The 13,353-nt window shown below is 59.2% G+C and carries 12 protein-coding genes; 8 read left to right on the plus strand and 4 right to left on the minus strand.

The annotated features are described in order from the left end of the window. Positions 1 to 2: 2 nt before the first annotated feature. Positions 3 to 1,496 carry a leucyl aminopeptidase gene (locus PL599_RS17495; protein ID WP_191217790.1) on the minus strand — a complete coding sequence of 498 codons (1,494 nt, stop codon included), beginning with the start codon at positions 1,494 to 1,496 and terminating at the stop codon, positions 3 to 5. Positions 1,497 to 1,795: 299 nt separating this feature from the next. Here PL599_RS17495 and PL599_RS17500 point away from each other — a divergent pair, with 299 nt between their 5' ends. From PL599_RS17500 to PL599_RS17535, 8 genes are all read left to right on the plus strand, one after another. Then, positions 1,796 to 2,965 (plus strand): LptF/LptG family permease, encoded by a 1,170-nt coding sequence (locus PL599_RS17500; RefSeq protein ID WP_217004539.1) that lies wholly within the window; start codon positions 1,796 to 1,798, stop codon positions 2,963 to 2,965. Next, the gene (gene lptG, locus PL599_RS17505; protein ID WP_269824201.1) at positions 2,962 to 4,050 is read left to right on the plus strand and encodes an LPS export ABC transporter permease LptG; all 1,089 of its coding nucleotides are present in this window, start codon (positions 2,962 to 2,964) and stop codon (positions 4,048 to 4,050) included. The genes PL599_RS17500 and lptG overlap by 4 nt, the downstream gene beginning before the upstream one ends. Beyond that, positions 4,050 to 6,431, plus strand: coding sequence for an LPS-assembly protein LptD (locus PL599_RS17510; RefSeq protein WP_269824200.1), 2,382 nt, complete (start codon positions 4,050 to 4,052; stop codon positions 6,429 to 6,431). Before lptG ends, PL599_RS17510 begins: the two co-directional genes overlap by 1 nt. Before the next feature lie 295 nt (positions 6,432 to 6,726). Beyond that, positions 6,727 to 7,674: a SurA N-terminal domain-containing protein gene (locus PL599_RS17515; protein ID WP_077982977.1), complete on the plus strand. Its 948-nt coding sequence runs from the start codon at positions 6,727 to 6,729 to the stop codon at positions 7,672 to 7,674. Positions 7,675 to 7,700: 26 nt separating this feature from the next. Beyond that, positions 7,701 to 8,723: a 4-hydroxythreonine-4-phosphate dehydrogenase PdxA gene (gene pdxA / locus PL599_RS17520; protein ID WP_269824199.1), complete on the plus strand. Its 1,023-nt coding sequence runs from the start codon at positions 7,701 to 7,703 to the stop codon at positions 8,721 to 8,723. Then, the gene (gene rsmA / locus PL599_RS17525) at positions 8,723 to 9,553 is read left to right on the plus strand and encodes a 16S rRNA (adenine(1518)-N(6)/adenine(1519)-N(6))-dimethyltransferase RsmA (protein WP_269824198.1); all 831 of its coding nucleotides are present in this window, start codon (positions 8,723 to 8,725) and stop codon (positions 9,551 to 9,553) included. The genes pdxA and rsmA overlap by 1 nt, the downstream gene beginning before the upstream one ends. An 89-nt stretch (positions 9,554 to 9,642) precedes the next feature. Then, positions 9,643 to 9,897: a type II toxin-antitoxin system Phd/YefM family antitoxin gene (locus tag PL599_RS17530; protein WP_269824197.1), complete on the plus strand. Its 255-nt coding sequence runs from the start codon at positions 9,643 to 9,645 to the stop codon at positions 9,895 to 9,897. Then, on the plus strand, positions 9,890 to 10,339 hold the full coding sequence (locus tag PL599_RS17535) for a type II toxin-antitoxin system VapC family toxin (RefSeq protein WP_269824196.1): 450 nt from the start codon (positions 9,890 to 9,892) through the stop codon (positions 10,337 to 10,339). Before PL599_RS17530 ends, PL599_RS17535 begins: the two co-directional genes overlap by 8 nt. Positions 10,340 to 10,352: 13 nt before the next feature. On the opposite strand, the gene gmk is transcribed toward PL599_RS17535, so the two are convergent. The 3 genes from gmk to mltG all read right to left on the minus strand — a co-directional run bounded on the left by gmk (position 10,353) and on the right by mltG (position 13,198). Further along, complete coding sequence (gene gmk / locus PL599_RS17540; protein WP_269824195.1) at positions 10,353 to 11,018, minus strand: guanylate kinase; 666 nt, start codon at positions 11,016 to 11,018, stop codon at positions 10,353 to 10,355. A gap of 4 nt (positions 11,019 to 11,022) precedes the next feature. Continuing rightward, entirely contained in the window at positions 11,023 to 11,910 is an 888-nt protein-coding gene (locus PL599_RS17545) for a YicC/YloC family endoribonuclease (protein WP_137410052.1), read from the minus strand. Between the two features lie 67 nt (positions 11,911 to 11,977). Continuing rightward, positions 11,978 to 13,198: an endolytic transglycosylase MltG gene (mltG, locus tag PL599_RS17550; RefSeq protein WP_077982566.1), complete on the minus strand. Its 1,221-nt coding sequence runs from the start codon at positions 13,196 to 13,198 to the stop codon at positions 11,978 to 11,980. Positions 13,199 to 13,353: the final 155 nt, after the last annotated feature.

Consider the following 13,353-nt stretch of genomic DNA (forward strand, 5'->3'; position numbering starts at 1 on the left):
CTTCAATCTTCGTAATGGGCGCGAACGAGTTCGTTCAGAAGACGCACACCATAGCCCGAGCCCCAGGACTGGTTGATCTCGGTCAGCGGCGAGCCCATGGCGGTGCCGGCGATATCGAGGTGCGCCCAGGATGTTTCGCCCACGAAACGCTTGAGGAACTGCGCAGCGGTGACGGAACCCGCAAGGCGGCCCGAGCTGTTCTTCATGTCGGCGAATTTGGAATCGATGATCTTGTCGTAATCCTTGCCGAGCGGCATGCGCCACAGTTTTTCCGCCGTCACATCGCCCGCCTGCGTGAGGCGCGCTGCAAGTTCGTCGTCATTGGAGAAAAGACCGGCCTGAAGATTGCCGAGCGCAACCGTGATCGCGCCCGTCAGCGTGGCGAGGTTCACCATGAATTTCGGGTTGAAGCGATCCTTCGTGTACCAGAGCGCATCGGCCAGAACCAGCCGGCCTTCGGCATCGGTATTGATGATCTCGATGGTCTGGCCGGACATGGAGGTGACGATATCGCCGGGGCGCTGGGCATTGCCATCGGGCATGTTCTCGACCAGGCCAATGACGCCGATCACATTCGCCCTGGCCTTGCGGGCCGCCAGCGTGTGCATCAGGCCGGTAACGGCCGCAGCACCACCCATGTCACCCTTCATATCTTCCATATTGAGGCCCGGCTTCAGCGAAATACCACCGGTATCGAATACGACGCCCTTGCCGACAAAGGCGATGGGCTCATCCTTCTTTGAACCGCCGTTCCATTGCATGACCGCCAGCCGCGGCGGACGGGCCGACCCCTGCGCCACGCCCAGAAGCGCGTTCATGCCGAGCTTTTTCAGTTCCTTCTCACCGAGGACTTCCACCTCGACGCCGAGCTTGCGCAGCTCTTCGGCCTTCTCGGCAAATTCGACAGGTCCGAGAATATTCGGCGGGAGGTTGACGAGATCGCGCGCGAGAATCACACCGTCCGCGACCGCTTGCGACACGGCAAAGGCCTTCTCGGCCTCCTTGTGAGCGGCGGTGACAATGACAACCTCGACCTTCTTCGGCGCCTTCTCGTCGTCCGACTTCTTCTTGGTCTTGTAGGCATCGAAACTATAGGCGCGCAGCAGCAGGCCAAGCGCGAAATCACCTGCCGCCCGTGCGCCAACCTCGACACTCGGTGCGTCGAGATAGATAACGACCTTTTCCGCCTTCTTGAAATGGGCGGCCGCAGTACCGCCAGCACGCAACCAGTCGTGCGCAACCAGTTTGGATGGTTTGCCAAGACCGATGACAAGCAAACGATCGGCGGCGGAACCCTGCGGTGCGATCACATCGAGCGTCGCCATGGATTTTGCGGAAAAACCTGCGATCTTCGCCGCCCTTTCGATCACACCGCCCGGATCGGCCTCGGAGGCGCCGGCGACGGCCTGAGCCTCACCCGAGGCCTGCAGCACAACGGCGAGCGCATTTTCCAGCACGGCGGAATTGGCGAAAGAAATATCGAATTTGGCGGACATGTTTTCCTGCTCTTCTTCTACGACTTGCACGATGCGCATGATCATGGCCTTTTCGGCCCCGGGCGCAACCCTTGCATTCTTTAAAGCCCCACAGTCGTTAAAGGAAAGGCATTTTTGTGTAATGCGAAATCACGTCATGAAACCGACAGCTTGTTTCACAAAAAGACACAGGCAGCGGAAAAATCGTCGCGCAAAACATATTTGTGAGCGCGCCGGAATAGCCAATTGCAAACGATGCGATTAGATAGACGAAAATTCGGCGAGCGATCGCACGTAAAAACAATGTCGAACAGGGCCGTATGAAGCTTCTCGAGAACTATATCCTGCGGCGGACAACGCAGATGTTTCTGGTCGCGCTGCTGCCGGTGCTGGCCATCATCTGGACCATCCAGGTTCTCCAGAGAATCAATCTCGTCACCGATACGGGCCAGTCGATGGGTTCCTTCATGGCGCTCGCGACCATGATCCTGCCGACGCTGATCCCAGTCGTCCTGCCTTTTGCGCTTGTCATCGGCATTACCCAGATTTTCACGACGATGAACAACGATTCCGAGCTTGCCATCATTGATGCGGCCGGATCGCCGCGGTCGGTGATGTATCGCCCGGTTCTCATTCTGGCCGCCGTTCTGAGCGCCTTTTCCTTCACCATCACCAATTTCATCGAGCCGCCCGCCCGCAGCTCCGCCCGGCAGATGGTGGCCGCCGCCTATGCCGACCTCCTGTCCTCGGTGATCGAGGAAAAGACTTTCCGCACCATTCAGGATGGCCTTTACGTGCAGATCGCCCAGCGGCAGGGCCGTATTCTCAAAGGCCTGTTCGTCGCCGACCGCCGCGATCCGAATTTCGACCTCATTTATTACGCCAAGGAAGGCATGATCGATGAAAGCGGCACGTCGCTCACCATGCGCGACGGTGAAGTGCAGCAGAAGACGCCTGACGGCAAGGTCTCGATCGTCAAGTTCCTGTCCTATGCCTTCGATCTTTCGACCATGTCGGAGAAGCAGGATTCCGAGCCGTCGCTCTCTCCGGGCGACGCCAGCCTCGGTTTCCTTCTCGCGCCCGACGAGAACAATGCGAGCTACAAGCGCTCACCGGAAAACTTCCGCAGCGAGTTGCACAAGCGTCTGTCGGACTGGATGTTCGCCTTCTCCTTCGCGCTTATTTCGCTGGTCATCGCCGCCGACGCCCGTTCGCACCGCGAGGCGCGCCTGCATCCGATGGTGGCCGCACTGGTGACGGCCTTCATGCTGCGCTGGCTTGGTTTTTACGTCACCAATCAGGTCAAGCAGAGCGCGGCCTTCATTCCCCTGGTTTATGCCGTGCCGGGCCTTAGCGGCGGCGCTGCCGCCTTCATTCTGCTGACCGGCCGAAAGCCGAAAATGCCGACAATCCTCGCCGATGCGATGGGTCGTCTGCGCCGTCTGTTCTCCAGCCGGATGGCCAAAAACTCTGGGAGCGGCAGCGCATGATTTTCAACACGCTCTCCCGGTATTTCCTGAAGCGATATCTGATCACCGCCGTCTGGTTCGTGCTCGGCGTATCTTCGATCATTTACCTTGCCGATTTCAGCGAAACGGCACGGCGCATGTCCGGCCTGCCCGGCTATTCCGTTCCGGCCGCCCTTGGCCTGACGGCGCTTCGCCTGCCGCTGATCCTGCAGCAGACCGTGCCCTTCATCGCGCTTTTCGTCGGCATGACGACGCTGATCTCGCTCAACCGGCGTTATGAGCTGGTGGTGACGCGCGCCGCCGGCATTTCCGCCTGGCAGTTCATCCTTCCGTTCGTGCTCGGCGCGGTTTTCATAGGCATCCTGTCGGTCGCGATCCTGAACCCCATCGCGGCATGGGGCCAAAACAAGTCGCTGGCAATGGAAGCCGGCCTGCGCAACGAAGCGGGCGGCGGCCGCCAGCAGGAGATCGTTCCGTGGATGCGCCAGTCGAGCGGCGGCAAGGATACGATCATCGGCGCCAAGAGCTTCGAGGACAACGGAACGCTGCTTCTCGACGTGGTTCTGATCGACATCGACAAGGACGGAAACATCGTCTCGCGTAAGGATGCGAAGTCGGCTAAATTGGAAGATGGTTACTGGCTTCTTAACGGCGTTTCGGAAACGCGCGCCGGGCATGTGTCAGTTCGGCAAGAGAGCATGCGGATCAGTACCAATTTGAGACGGGAATTCGTCCAGGAACGCATGACGCAGACGGAAACCGTTGCTTTCTTTGACCTTTCTCACAAGATCGAAGTTGCAAAGTCCTTTGGACTATCTTCAAAGGCGCTTGAGACGCAGTATCATTTCCTGCTATCGACGCCCCTGCTTCTGGTCGCGATGACCTTGATCGCCGCGACCGTTTCATTAAAGTTCAGCCGCTTCGCCCAATCGCGCTCCGTGATTCTGGGTGGAATCGTTTCCGGCTTCGTGCTTTATGTAGTAACCGTGCTCGTAAGGGCATTCGGGAGTGGTGGTGTTGTCCCTCCCACCGTCGCGGTCTGGGTTCCAGTCATCGTGGCGTTGGCTTTGGGGGCAACCATTCTGCTTCATCAGGAGGACGGCTAGTGGCGGTAATTGACCGCGGGAATATCAGGCGGCTTTGGACGGCCCTTCTGACAGGTGCCGCTGTGTGCGCGTATTTGGCATCCAGCCCGGTCGCTTTCGGCCAGGATGGTTTGCTTGCGTCGGCAAGCCAAGACGATTCGAAACTCCTGCTTACAGCAAATGAACTGACCTATAATCGCGATTCCCAGCGCGTGATTGCGAAGGGCGTCGTTCGCATGAAATATTCGGGCTACCGCATGGTGGCCCAGCAGGTGGAATACAACCAGCAGACCGGCCGCGTGATCGCCCATGGCAACATCGAGCTGATCGAGCCGGGCGGCAACAAGATTTATGCCGACGAGATGGACGTGACCGATGACTTCGGTCAGGGCTTCGTCAATGCCCTGCGCGTTGAGACAACGGATAACACTCGCATTGCGGGTGAAAGCGCCGAGCGTCTCGAAGGCGACCGGATGGTTCTCAACAACGGCGTCTACACCGCCTGTCTGCCTTGCGCCGAACGGCCCGAAAAGGCGCCGCTGTGGCAGGTCAAGGCCGAGCGCGTCATTCAGGACGGCAAGACCCATACGGTGCGGCTGGAAAAGGCCCGCCTTCAGCTTTTCGGCCACTCGATCGCCTATCTGCCGTTCCTCACGGTTCCGGACAACACAGTGAAGCGTAAATCGGGCTTCCTGTTCCCGCAGATGAGCTTGACCAACAAGCTTGGTTTTGGCCTTGGCGTTCCCTATTTCCAGGTTCTTTCCGACACGTCGGATTTGACCATCACGCCGACCTACTACACCAAGCAGGGTCTGTTGCTGCAGGGCGAATTGCGGAACCGTTTCGAAAGCGGCATGCATACGTTGACGATTGCCGGCATCAGCCAGCAGTCGTCTGACACCTTCAACGCCGGAACGAGTGACGCGTTGAACGATCAGCGCGGCATGGTGGCAACCAAGGGTGATTTCAGCATCAACCCGCGCTGGGCTTTCGGCTGGGACGCCATGGTGCAGTCCGACAACAACTTCTCGCGCACCTATAACCTCAAGGGCTACAAGAACGACGTCCAGACCAACCAGATTTATCTGACGGGCACTGGCGAGCGTAACAGCTTTGAGGCCCGTGGTTATTATTTCAACGTTCAGGACACGGATAATTCGGAGCTCAAGGAACGCAAGCAGGCGATCGTTCATCCGGTCGTAGACTATCGTTACTTCCTGCCGGATCCGATCTATGGCGGTGAACTGTCGCTGACCACGAACTTCACGAGCATCAGCCGTTCGACGCAGGATTCCTACGCGATGGGCGGCTTCCCCCGCTTCAACGGTCTGGAAGGCTCTTATACGCGCTGGACCACGGAAGCGGAATGGAAGCGCACCATCACGATGGATAGCGGTCTTCAGATCACGCCGATCCTTGCCGCGCGCGGCGACGCGCTGTGGACCGACATGAATGCGGCAAGCTTCACCTCCGGCGGTACATCCTATGCCTATGAAGGCATGATCCATGACGATGCTGCCCTGCGTGGCATGGTCACCGGTGGCCTTGAGGTGCGTTATCCCTGGCTGTTTACTGCCCTCAACAGCAGCCACGTGATCGAGCCTATCGCGCAGATTTTCGTTCGGCCGAACGAGCAATATTCCGGTCGTTTCCCGAACGAGGACTCGCAAGCCTTTGTGTTCGACGCTACCAACCTCTTCGAGCGCGACAAGTTCTCCGGCTTCGACCGCATCGAAGGCGGTACGCGTGCCAATCTCGGCTTCCGCTATAACGGCACGTTCGACAATGGTTACGGTATTCGCGCCATTGCCGGCCAGTCCTTCCATCTGGCGGGCGACAATTCCTTCGCGTCTTACGATCTCGTCAATGCAGGCGCCAATTCCGGCCTCGAATCCGACCGTTCGGATTATGTCGCCATGGCCGCTTTCGATGCGCCGATCGGACTCTCGCTCTCGTCGAGCCTGCGTCTCGACAAGGACGATTTCGACATCAACCGCTCGGAAACCGGTATCAGCTATTCGGACCGTCGCCTTACCGGCAAGCTCAGCTATACGCAGGTCAAGGCACAGCCGAAATACGGCTATAACGAAGACCGCGACATCATTCAGGCGTCCGGCACGCTGCGCATGGACGACAACTGGTCGCTTTTCGGATCGATCAATTACGATCTGAACGGGAAGTTTGCCGCTGAACGCCGTATCGGTATTGCCTATCAGGATGAGTGCACAATCCTGACGGTCAGCTATTCGGACGAAGGCAATATCAATTCCAGCCGTCAGGCCGCCAATGACTGGTCGATCAATGCGCGTCTGGCCTTCCGCACGCTCGGCGATATCAGCATCGGCTCAGCCAATGAGGACTGGAACGACATGGATATCGGCTGGAAGCCAAACAACTACTGAGTTTAGAGGCAGGTTACGCAGCATCGTGACCTGCCTTTTTACCATTTGGCCAGTAAAGCCACGGTTTCGCCGCAACAACACGCCAATGTCGGCCGCACATGGAACCTATCGGGTTTTCTTTCAACAAACCGACACATTGCCGTCTTGCGGATCGCGATGATATATACGTGGCAAATTCGCGGTGCGGACGCACAGGTGCAGGTCTGAAAGCGGGAAAGTTCAATATTCCCCCATCAGGCAGAACAGATTGGCGGGACAGGGCAACAGGACCCTGCCCGACGAAAGGGAGAAGGATATGATGAATTTCGGAAAGACGGCTTTGCGTGGCGCTGCTTTTGCCTTTGCGATATTCGCCGTTCCCATGGCCGTTGTGCCCTATACCGGCCAGGCCTTCGCCGATAGCACCGTCAAGATCGTCGTCAACAAGACACCCATCACCAACGACGATATTGCCAAGCGCGTCGCCTTCCTCAAGCTGCAGCGCCAGTCCGGTAATCTCAATGAAAAGGCGCGTGAGCAGCTTGTCGATGAAGCGCTGAAGCGCGAGGAAATCGCCCGCGTCAAGATGTCGGTCAGCACCGACGATGTCGATGCGGCCTTCGCGCGCTTTGCCGGCAACAACAAGATGAGCCCGCAGCAATTGACGAAGGTGCTTGCGCAGGCGGGTGTCGGCGCCGACCATTTCAAGGCCTTCATCGCGGTTCAGATGAGTTGGCCGCGTCTTGTCAACGCTCGTTACGGCGCACGCGGCAAGATGTCGACGCAGGATCTCGTTACCCGCCTGAAGGAACGTGGCGACAAGCCCGTCACCACGGAATATTTCCTGCAGCAGGTTATCTTCGTGATACCGGAATCAAAGCGCAAGGCCATTACCGGCAAGCGCAAGGCCGAGGCTGAAGCCTCGCGCAAGCGTTATCCCGGCTGCGACCAGGCCATGAGCTTCGCCGCGACCATGCGTGATGTTGCGATCAAGGACCTGGGCCGCATTCTGGCGCCGGAGCTGCCGGAAGACTGGAAGGCGCTGGTGGAGAAGACCAAGGAAGGCGGCACCACCGGCACGCGCGTCACCGAAAAGGGCGTCGAATATCTGGCCATCTGCAAGCAGCGCCAGGTTTCCGACGACTATGCGGCGGAAATGGTGTTCAAGTCCGAAGATCTGATGAAGGCCAAGGACGGTGAAAACCCGAACGAAAAGAAATATATGGATGAGCTGCGCAAGAAGGCGCAGATCGTCAACACCTGATATTGATTAAAGAGCCGGGTCTTTCCGTGACATATGCATCCCTGCCGCTTGCCCTGACACAGGGAGATCCAGCCGGTATCGGCCCTGATATCGCCATCACCGCCTGGGCCAAGCGCCGGGAGAACGGCATGCCGCCCTTCATCTTCATCGGCGACCCCGATGTGGTAGCGAGCCGCGCGGCGTTGATCGGCGTGCCGGTCAATATCGAGACCTGCGGTGCGGAAAGCGCCGTCGACCTGTTCGAACAAGCCTTCCCCATCCTTTCCCTTCCCGTCGGCTTCGAAGTGCAGGCGGGTCAGCCGCATGTCGGAGCGGCGCACGCGACGATCAAGGCCATCGAGACCGCCGTTTCCCTCACGGTCGAGGGCAAGGCTGCGGCCGTCGTCACCAATCCGATCGCAAAATCGGTGTTATACGAGGCCGGTTTCGGCTTTCCCGGTCATACGGAATTTCTGGCCGATCTCGCCCTGCGCGAGACCGGGGAGCAAGTCATACCGGTCATGATGATTGCCGGCCCCAAGGTCCGTGTCGTCCCGGTGACGATCCATATCCCCGTGAAAGACGTGCCGGCCGCTCTTACCGAAGAGCTGATCGTCACGACCTGCCGGATCATCGATGCCGATCTCCGGCGGAAATTCGGCATTGAGGCGCCGCGTCTGGCGGTTGCCGGCCTCAACCCGCATGCGGGGGAAGATGGCGCACTCGGCACCGAGGATCGCGATATCGTTCACCCGGCGACCATGCGGTTGCGGAAGGACGGGATCGATGCCTTTGGCCCCCTGCCCGCCGACACCATGTTCCACGATGCCGCCCGCAAGCGTTATGACGTGGCGGTGTGCATGTATCACGATCAGGCGCTCATTCCGGCCAAGGCGCTCGGCTTTGACGATTCCGTCAATGTCACGCTTGGCCTGCCCTTCATCCGCACCTCGCCCGACCATGGCACCGCCTTCGGCATTGCCGGCCAGGGCATAGCCAATGAGGCGAGCCTTGTGGCGGCGCTGAAGATGGCGGCGGACATTTCGCTCCGCAGCCGGGCCAACACATAATGGCGGCCATCGACGGACTGCCGCCGCTGCGCGATGTCATCCAGCGCCACGGGCTCGACGCGAAGAAATCGCTCGGCCAGAACTTCCTGTTCGACCTCAACCTCACCCAGAAGATCGCAAGGACAGCAGGACCGCTAGACGGCGTGACGGTGATAGAGGTCGGCCCTGGCCCCGGCGGCCTCACCCGCGCCATTCTGTCGCTCGGGGCAAAAAAGGTCATCGCCGTCGAACGCGACAGCCGCTGCCTGCCGGCGCTGGCGGAAATCGAAGCGCATTATCCCGGGCGGCTCGAAGTCATCGAAGGCGACGCGCTGCAGACGGATTTCGAGGCTCTGGTTGCCGTCGGCGAACCGGTGCGGATCATCGCCAACCTGCCCTATAATGTCGGCACGCAATTGCTGGTCAACTGGCTGCTGCCGAGGGAATGGCCGCCCTTCTGGCTTTCGATGACGCTGATGTTCCAGAAGGAAGTTGGGCAGCGCATCGTGGCCGAAGAAGGCGATAATCACTACGGCCGTCTCGGCGTTCTCGCCGGCTGGCGCACGGTTTCCGAAATGGCCTTCGACGTTCCGCCCCAGGCCTTCAGCCCGCCGCCGAAGGTGACTTCGACGGTCGTGCATCTGCTGCCGAAGGACAAGCCATTGCCCTGCCACGTGGCCAAGCTTGAAAGGGTCACGGAAGCCGCCTTCGGCCAGCGCCGCAAGATGCTGCGCCAAAGCGTCAAGAGCCTTGGCGGAGAAACGCTGCTGGAAAAAGCGGGAATCGATCCCACGCGCCGGGCGGAAACGCTGTCGGTGGAGGAATTCGTGACGCTGGCGAACTGCCTGTAAGCTAGCGTAAAGCCGATGCAACGACGGAGGTTGCTTGCAACTCTGCGCTCTACTATTATGTCCATATATGGTCATTTTTGGAGGCGGATATGTCGAGCATGAGCGTTGCCGAAGCAAAAGCCGGATTTGCCACACTGATCGATGAAGCAGCGAAGGGCGAGTTCGTGACCATCACACGTCACGGTAAACCGGCAGCGGTGCTTGTTTCCGTCGAGGCGGCCGAAGCAGCGAAAAAGGCGCTGAAGACGCCACCCGCCAATTTCGGTGATTTCCTGCTAACCTATCCCGGCGGCGTGGATTTGTCGCGCAATCCTTCGACCATGAGGGACATCGATTTTGAGTAACGGCTTCCTGCTCGATACCAATATCATATCCCGATTTGCTCCCGACAAGCCAATCCCATCCGAAGCGACCCGCACATGGTTCCATGTACAGGGCGAGGCCGATGCACTTTATCTGTCAGCGATGACCGTTGCCGAAATCCAAAAGGGAATAGGATATCTTGTTCGCAAGGGTGCCATCGATCGCGCCAAGCGTCTGAACGACTGGCTGAGTTCTCTGACCGAAAACTTCGGAGATCGAATATTGCCGATGGATGTAGCGGTTGCCCGTGTAGCGGGTGCGATAGAGGATGTGGCAAACAGCAAGGGCCGTCATCCCGGCCTTGCCGACCTGATCATCGCCGCCACCGCTCAAGTCTATAATCTGACCGTGACAACCGAAAATCTGAAGCACTTCATTCCGTTGGGAATTCAAGTCGATTTGCCGGCCTCACTCCAGAAATAGAACAAAACGGCTTTCAACCGAGCTTTGGCTCTTCCTCGAGCAACGCCCGCACGAAATCGAACATGCCGTGGCGGCGGTCGCGGCGGACGCGTTCGGCCTTCACGATTGCTTCGACGGCCTCGAAGGCGGCCTGCAGGTCGTCATTGAGGATGACATAGTCATAGTCGCGCCAGTGTTCGATCTCGGCACGGGAATTGAGAAGCCGGGTCTTGATGACCTCTTCGGTGTCTTCGGCGCGGCGATGCAGGCGCGATTGAAGTTCGGTCATGGTCGGCGGCAGGATGAAGATCGAAACGACGTCGGCCTTCATCTTGTCCTGAAGCTGCTCGGCGCCCTGCCAGTCGATATCGAACAGCATGTCGCGGCCTGCGGCCATAGCTTCTTCCACCGGCTCGCGCGGGGTGCCGTAGAAATTGCCGTGAACCTCGGCCCATTCCAGCAGCGCGTCGCTGTCGCGCAGGCGCTCGAAATCGCGCTTGGAAATGAAATGGTAGTGGATACCGTCAATCTCGCTCTGGCGGCGCGGACGTGTCGTGACACTGACGGACAGGCCGATATTCTTGTCCTTGTCGAGCAGGTTGCGCGCAATCGTAGATTTTCCCGCGCCCGATGGCGAAGAAATCACCAGCATCAACCCTCTGCGGGCAATCGTGACGGGAGAATTATTCACCGGGGCCATGGGTCTACTCCAGATTTTGGACCTGCTCGCGGAACTGGTCGATCACCACTTTCAGCTCTATGCCCGCTGCGGTTACCGCACTGGCGTTCGATTTGGAACAGATTGTATTCGACTCGCGGTTAAATTCCTGTGCAAGAAAATCGAGCTTGCGGCCAACCGGCCCACCATTGGCCAAAAGCTCCCGCGACGCCTGAACATGGGCGTGCAGCCGGTCGATCTCTTCACGCAGATCCGCCTTGGTGGCGATCAGCGCCGCCTCTGCATGAAGCCGGTCACGATCGAGCCCGTGCAAGCCGTCGCCGATGAGGGCGATCTGCTGGGCGAGCCGTGCCGCAATTTGCTCGGGCTGGCGGGAAGGATCGTTTTCAATGATGTCTGCGAGCTGCTCGATCCGGTTGATGTGACCGGACAGGATGGCAAACAGCGAAGCCCCTTCGCGCTCGCGCATATCCTTCAGCTTCTCGACCGCGGCGGCGAAGCCGGCAAGCACATCATCGTTGCGCGCGGCCTGAACCTCCGCATCGTCTTCCGCCTCGCGAAAATCGACGAGCCCGCGCAGCGTCAGCAGCGTGTCGAAGCTCAGCGGCTTGTCTTCCACGACATCGCCAAGCTCCTTTTTCAGCGCCAGAACAGCCGCCAGAGCATCGCGGTTGACCACCGCCTCCAGCCGGTTTTCCGCAATCGCCAGCGTCAGACCCGCCTGGATATTACCGCGGGAAAGATGCTCGCCTGCGATTTCGCGCAGGGCCGTTTCCAGCGCTTCAAGACCGGTCGGCAGACGCAGGCGGACATCGAGCCCCTTGCCGTTCACGGACCGCAATTCCCACGCCCAGCGGTAACGGCCGGAGGTTCCTTCGCTGCGCGCAAAGCCGGTCATCGATTGCAATGTCATATCTGAAAGCCCCCCGTCATGCCTTACAAAACCGGGCCCTGTGGATCACAGAGCCCGGTCGAGATTATCAGTTGTTGGCGGGTTTCTCCGCCTCGGTTCCACCTGGCTGGCCATCCACGACAACATCGGGATTGGCGCCGGAAGCAGCCTTCTCAGCCTCGATCTTGCGCCAGCGGCGAACATTGGCGTTGTGCTCTTCAAGCGTCTTGGCAAAGACGTGGCCGCCGGTGCCGTCAGCAACGAAATAAAGGTCATCCGTGCGCCATGGATTGGCGACAGCCTCAAGTGCCGCGCGGCCCGGATTGGCGATGGGAGACGGCGGAAGGCCCTTGATGACATAAGTGTTGAACGGCGTCTGCTTCTGCAGGTCCGACTGGTAGATCGGGCGGTCCGACGGTTTGCCGTCGCCACCGAACAGGCCGTAGATGATCGTCGGGTCGGATTGCAGGCGCATGCCCTTCTTCAGGCGGTTGTAGAACACGGAGGCGACATGGGCGCGTTCGTCGTCCTTGCCGGTTTCTTTCTCGACAATCGAGGCAAGCGTCACGAATTCCTCGACGGTCTTGATCGGCAGATCGGGATCGCGCCGTTCCCAGATCATGTCGATCAGCTTGTCCTGCGCCGCACTCATCTGGTTGATGATCTCTTCGCGCTTGGTGCCGCGGGTGAAGCGATAGGTATCCGGGCGCAGGCTGCCTTCCGGCGGCAGCGTGGCGGGAAGCTCGCCGTCCAGAACTTCATCCGCAGCAAGACGTGCGAACATCTGTTTCACGGTCAGGCCTTCCGGAAGCGACACGGAATAAAGGATCGACTTGCCGGACTCCAGCAGCACCATGATGTCCTTCATCGATGCGCCAGCCTTGATCTCGTATTCACCCGTCTTCAGCGTCTGGTCCTTCTGCAGATAGCTGCCGGTCATCAGGCGGAAAACGCGGGCGTTGGAGATGATGTCATTGCGTTCGAGATTATTGGCGATCTCGATGATGCCTGCGCCGTTGCGCACTGTGAAATGGGTGTTCGTCTGGAGCGGACCGGGCTCCTGGAACGCATTGATCATGTAATAGAAAGCGGCAATGGCCAGCACACAGACGGCGACGGCCAGCGTCATCAGAAAGTTCAGGAAGATCACAAGCTGGCCGTGGGCCTTGCGGGAGCGCTTGGGCGGAGCCGGCACTTTTTCCGGCCGCAGCGCCTCCGTCGGGGATTTCGGAATGATCGGGCCGCGATTGCCTTCGCCCGCGCCGGTTTGTCCGTATGGTCCCTGGCTGTTCTGGTTCGTGTCGCTCACCGTCGGTCCTTTTCAGTTCGGCGTTGTCAGCGCTTTTTGCGCAGGTAATGCGGCAAAAACAGGTTCGGAATGCCGTCCCGCACCACATAGAGGTATCGTGAAGCCTGCTGTTCCGCTTCACGAACATCGTTTCGGACAAAGCCGATTGAGGGAGC

It is taken from the genome of Agrobacterium sp. ST15.16.055 (genome assembly GCF_027956555.1).
In the GTDB taxonomy this organism is placed as follows: Bacteria; Pseudomonadota; Alphaproteobacteria; order Rhizobiales; family Rhizobiaceae; genus Agrobacterium; species Agrobacterium salinitolerans.

Coding starts and splice junctions, on each gene's coding strand:
- rsmA (WP_269824198.1), top strand. CDS start 8,723: ATGGCGGCCATCGACGGACTGCCGCCGCTGCGCGATGTCATCCAGCGC.
- PL599_RS17500 (WP_217004539.1), top strand. CDS start 1,796: ATGAAGCTTCTCGAGAACTATATCCTGCGGCGGACAACGCAGATGTTT.
- PL599_RS17515 (WP_077982977.1), top strand. CDS start 6,727: ATGATGAATTTCGGAAAGACGGCTTTGCGTGGCGCTGCTTTTGCCTTT.
- PL599_RS17530 (WP_269824197.1), top strand. CDS start 9,643: ATGTCGAGCATGAGCGTTGCCGAAGCAAAAGCCGGATTTGCCACACTG.
- gmk (WP_269824195.1), bottom strand. CDS start 11,018: ATGGCCCCGGTGAATAATTCTCCCGTCACGATTGCCCGCAGAGGGTTG.
- lptG (WP_269824201.1), top strand. CDS start 2,962: ATGATTTTCAACACGCTCTCCCGGTATTTCCTGAAGCGATATCTGATC.
- PL599_RS17545 (WP_137410052.1), bottom strand. CDS start 11,910: ATGACATTGCAATCGATGACCGGCTTTGCGCGCAGCGAAGGAACCTCC.
- PL599_RS17495 (WP_191217790.1), bottom strand. CDS start 1,496: ATGTCCGCCAAATTCGATATTTCTTTCGCCAATTCCGCCGTGCTGGAA.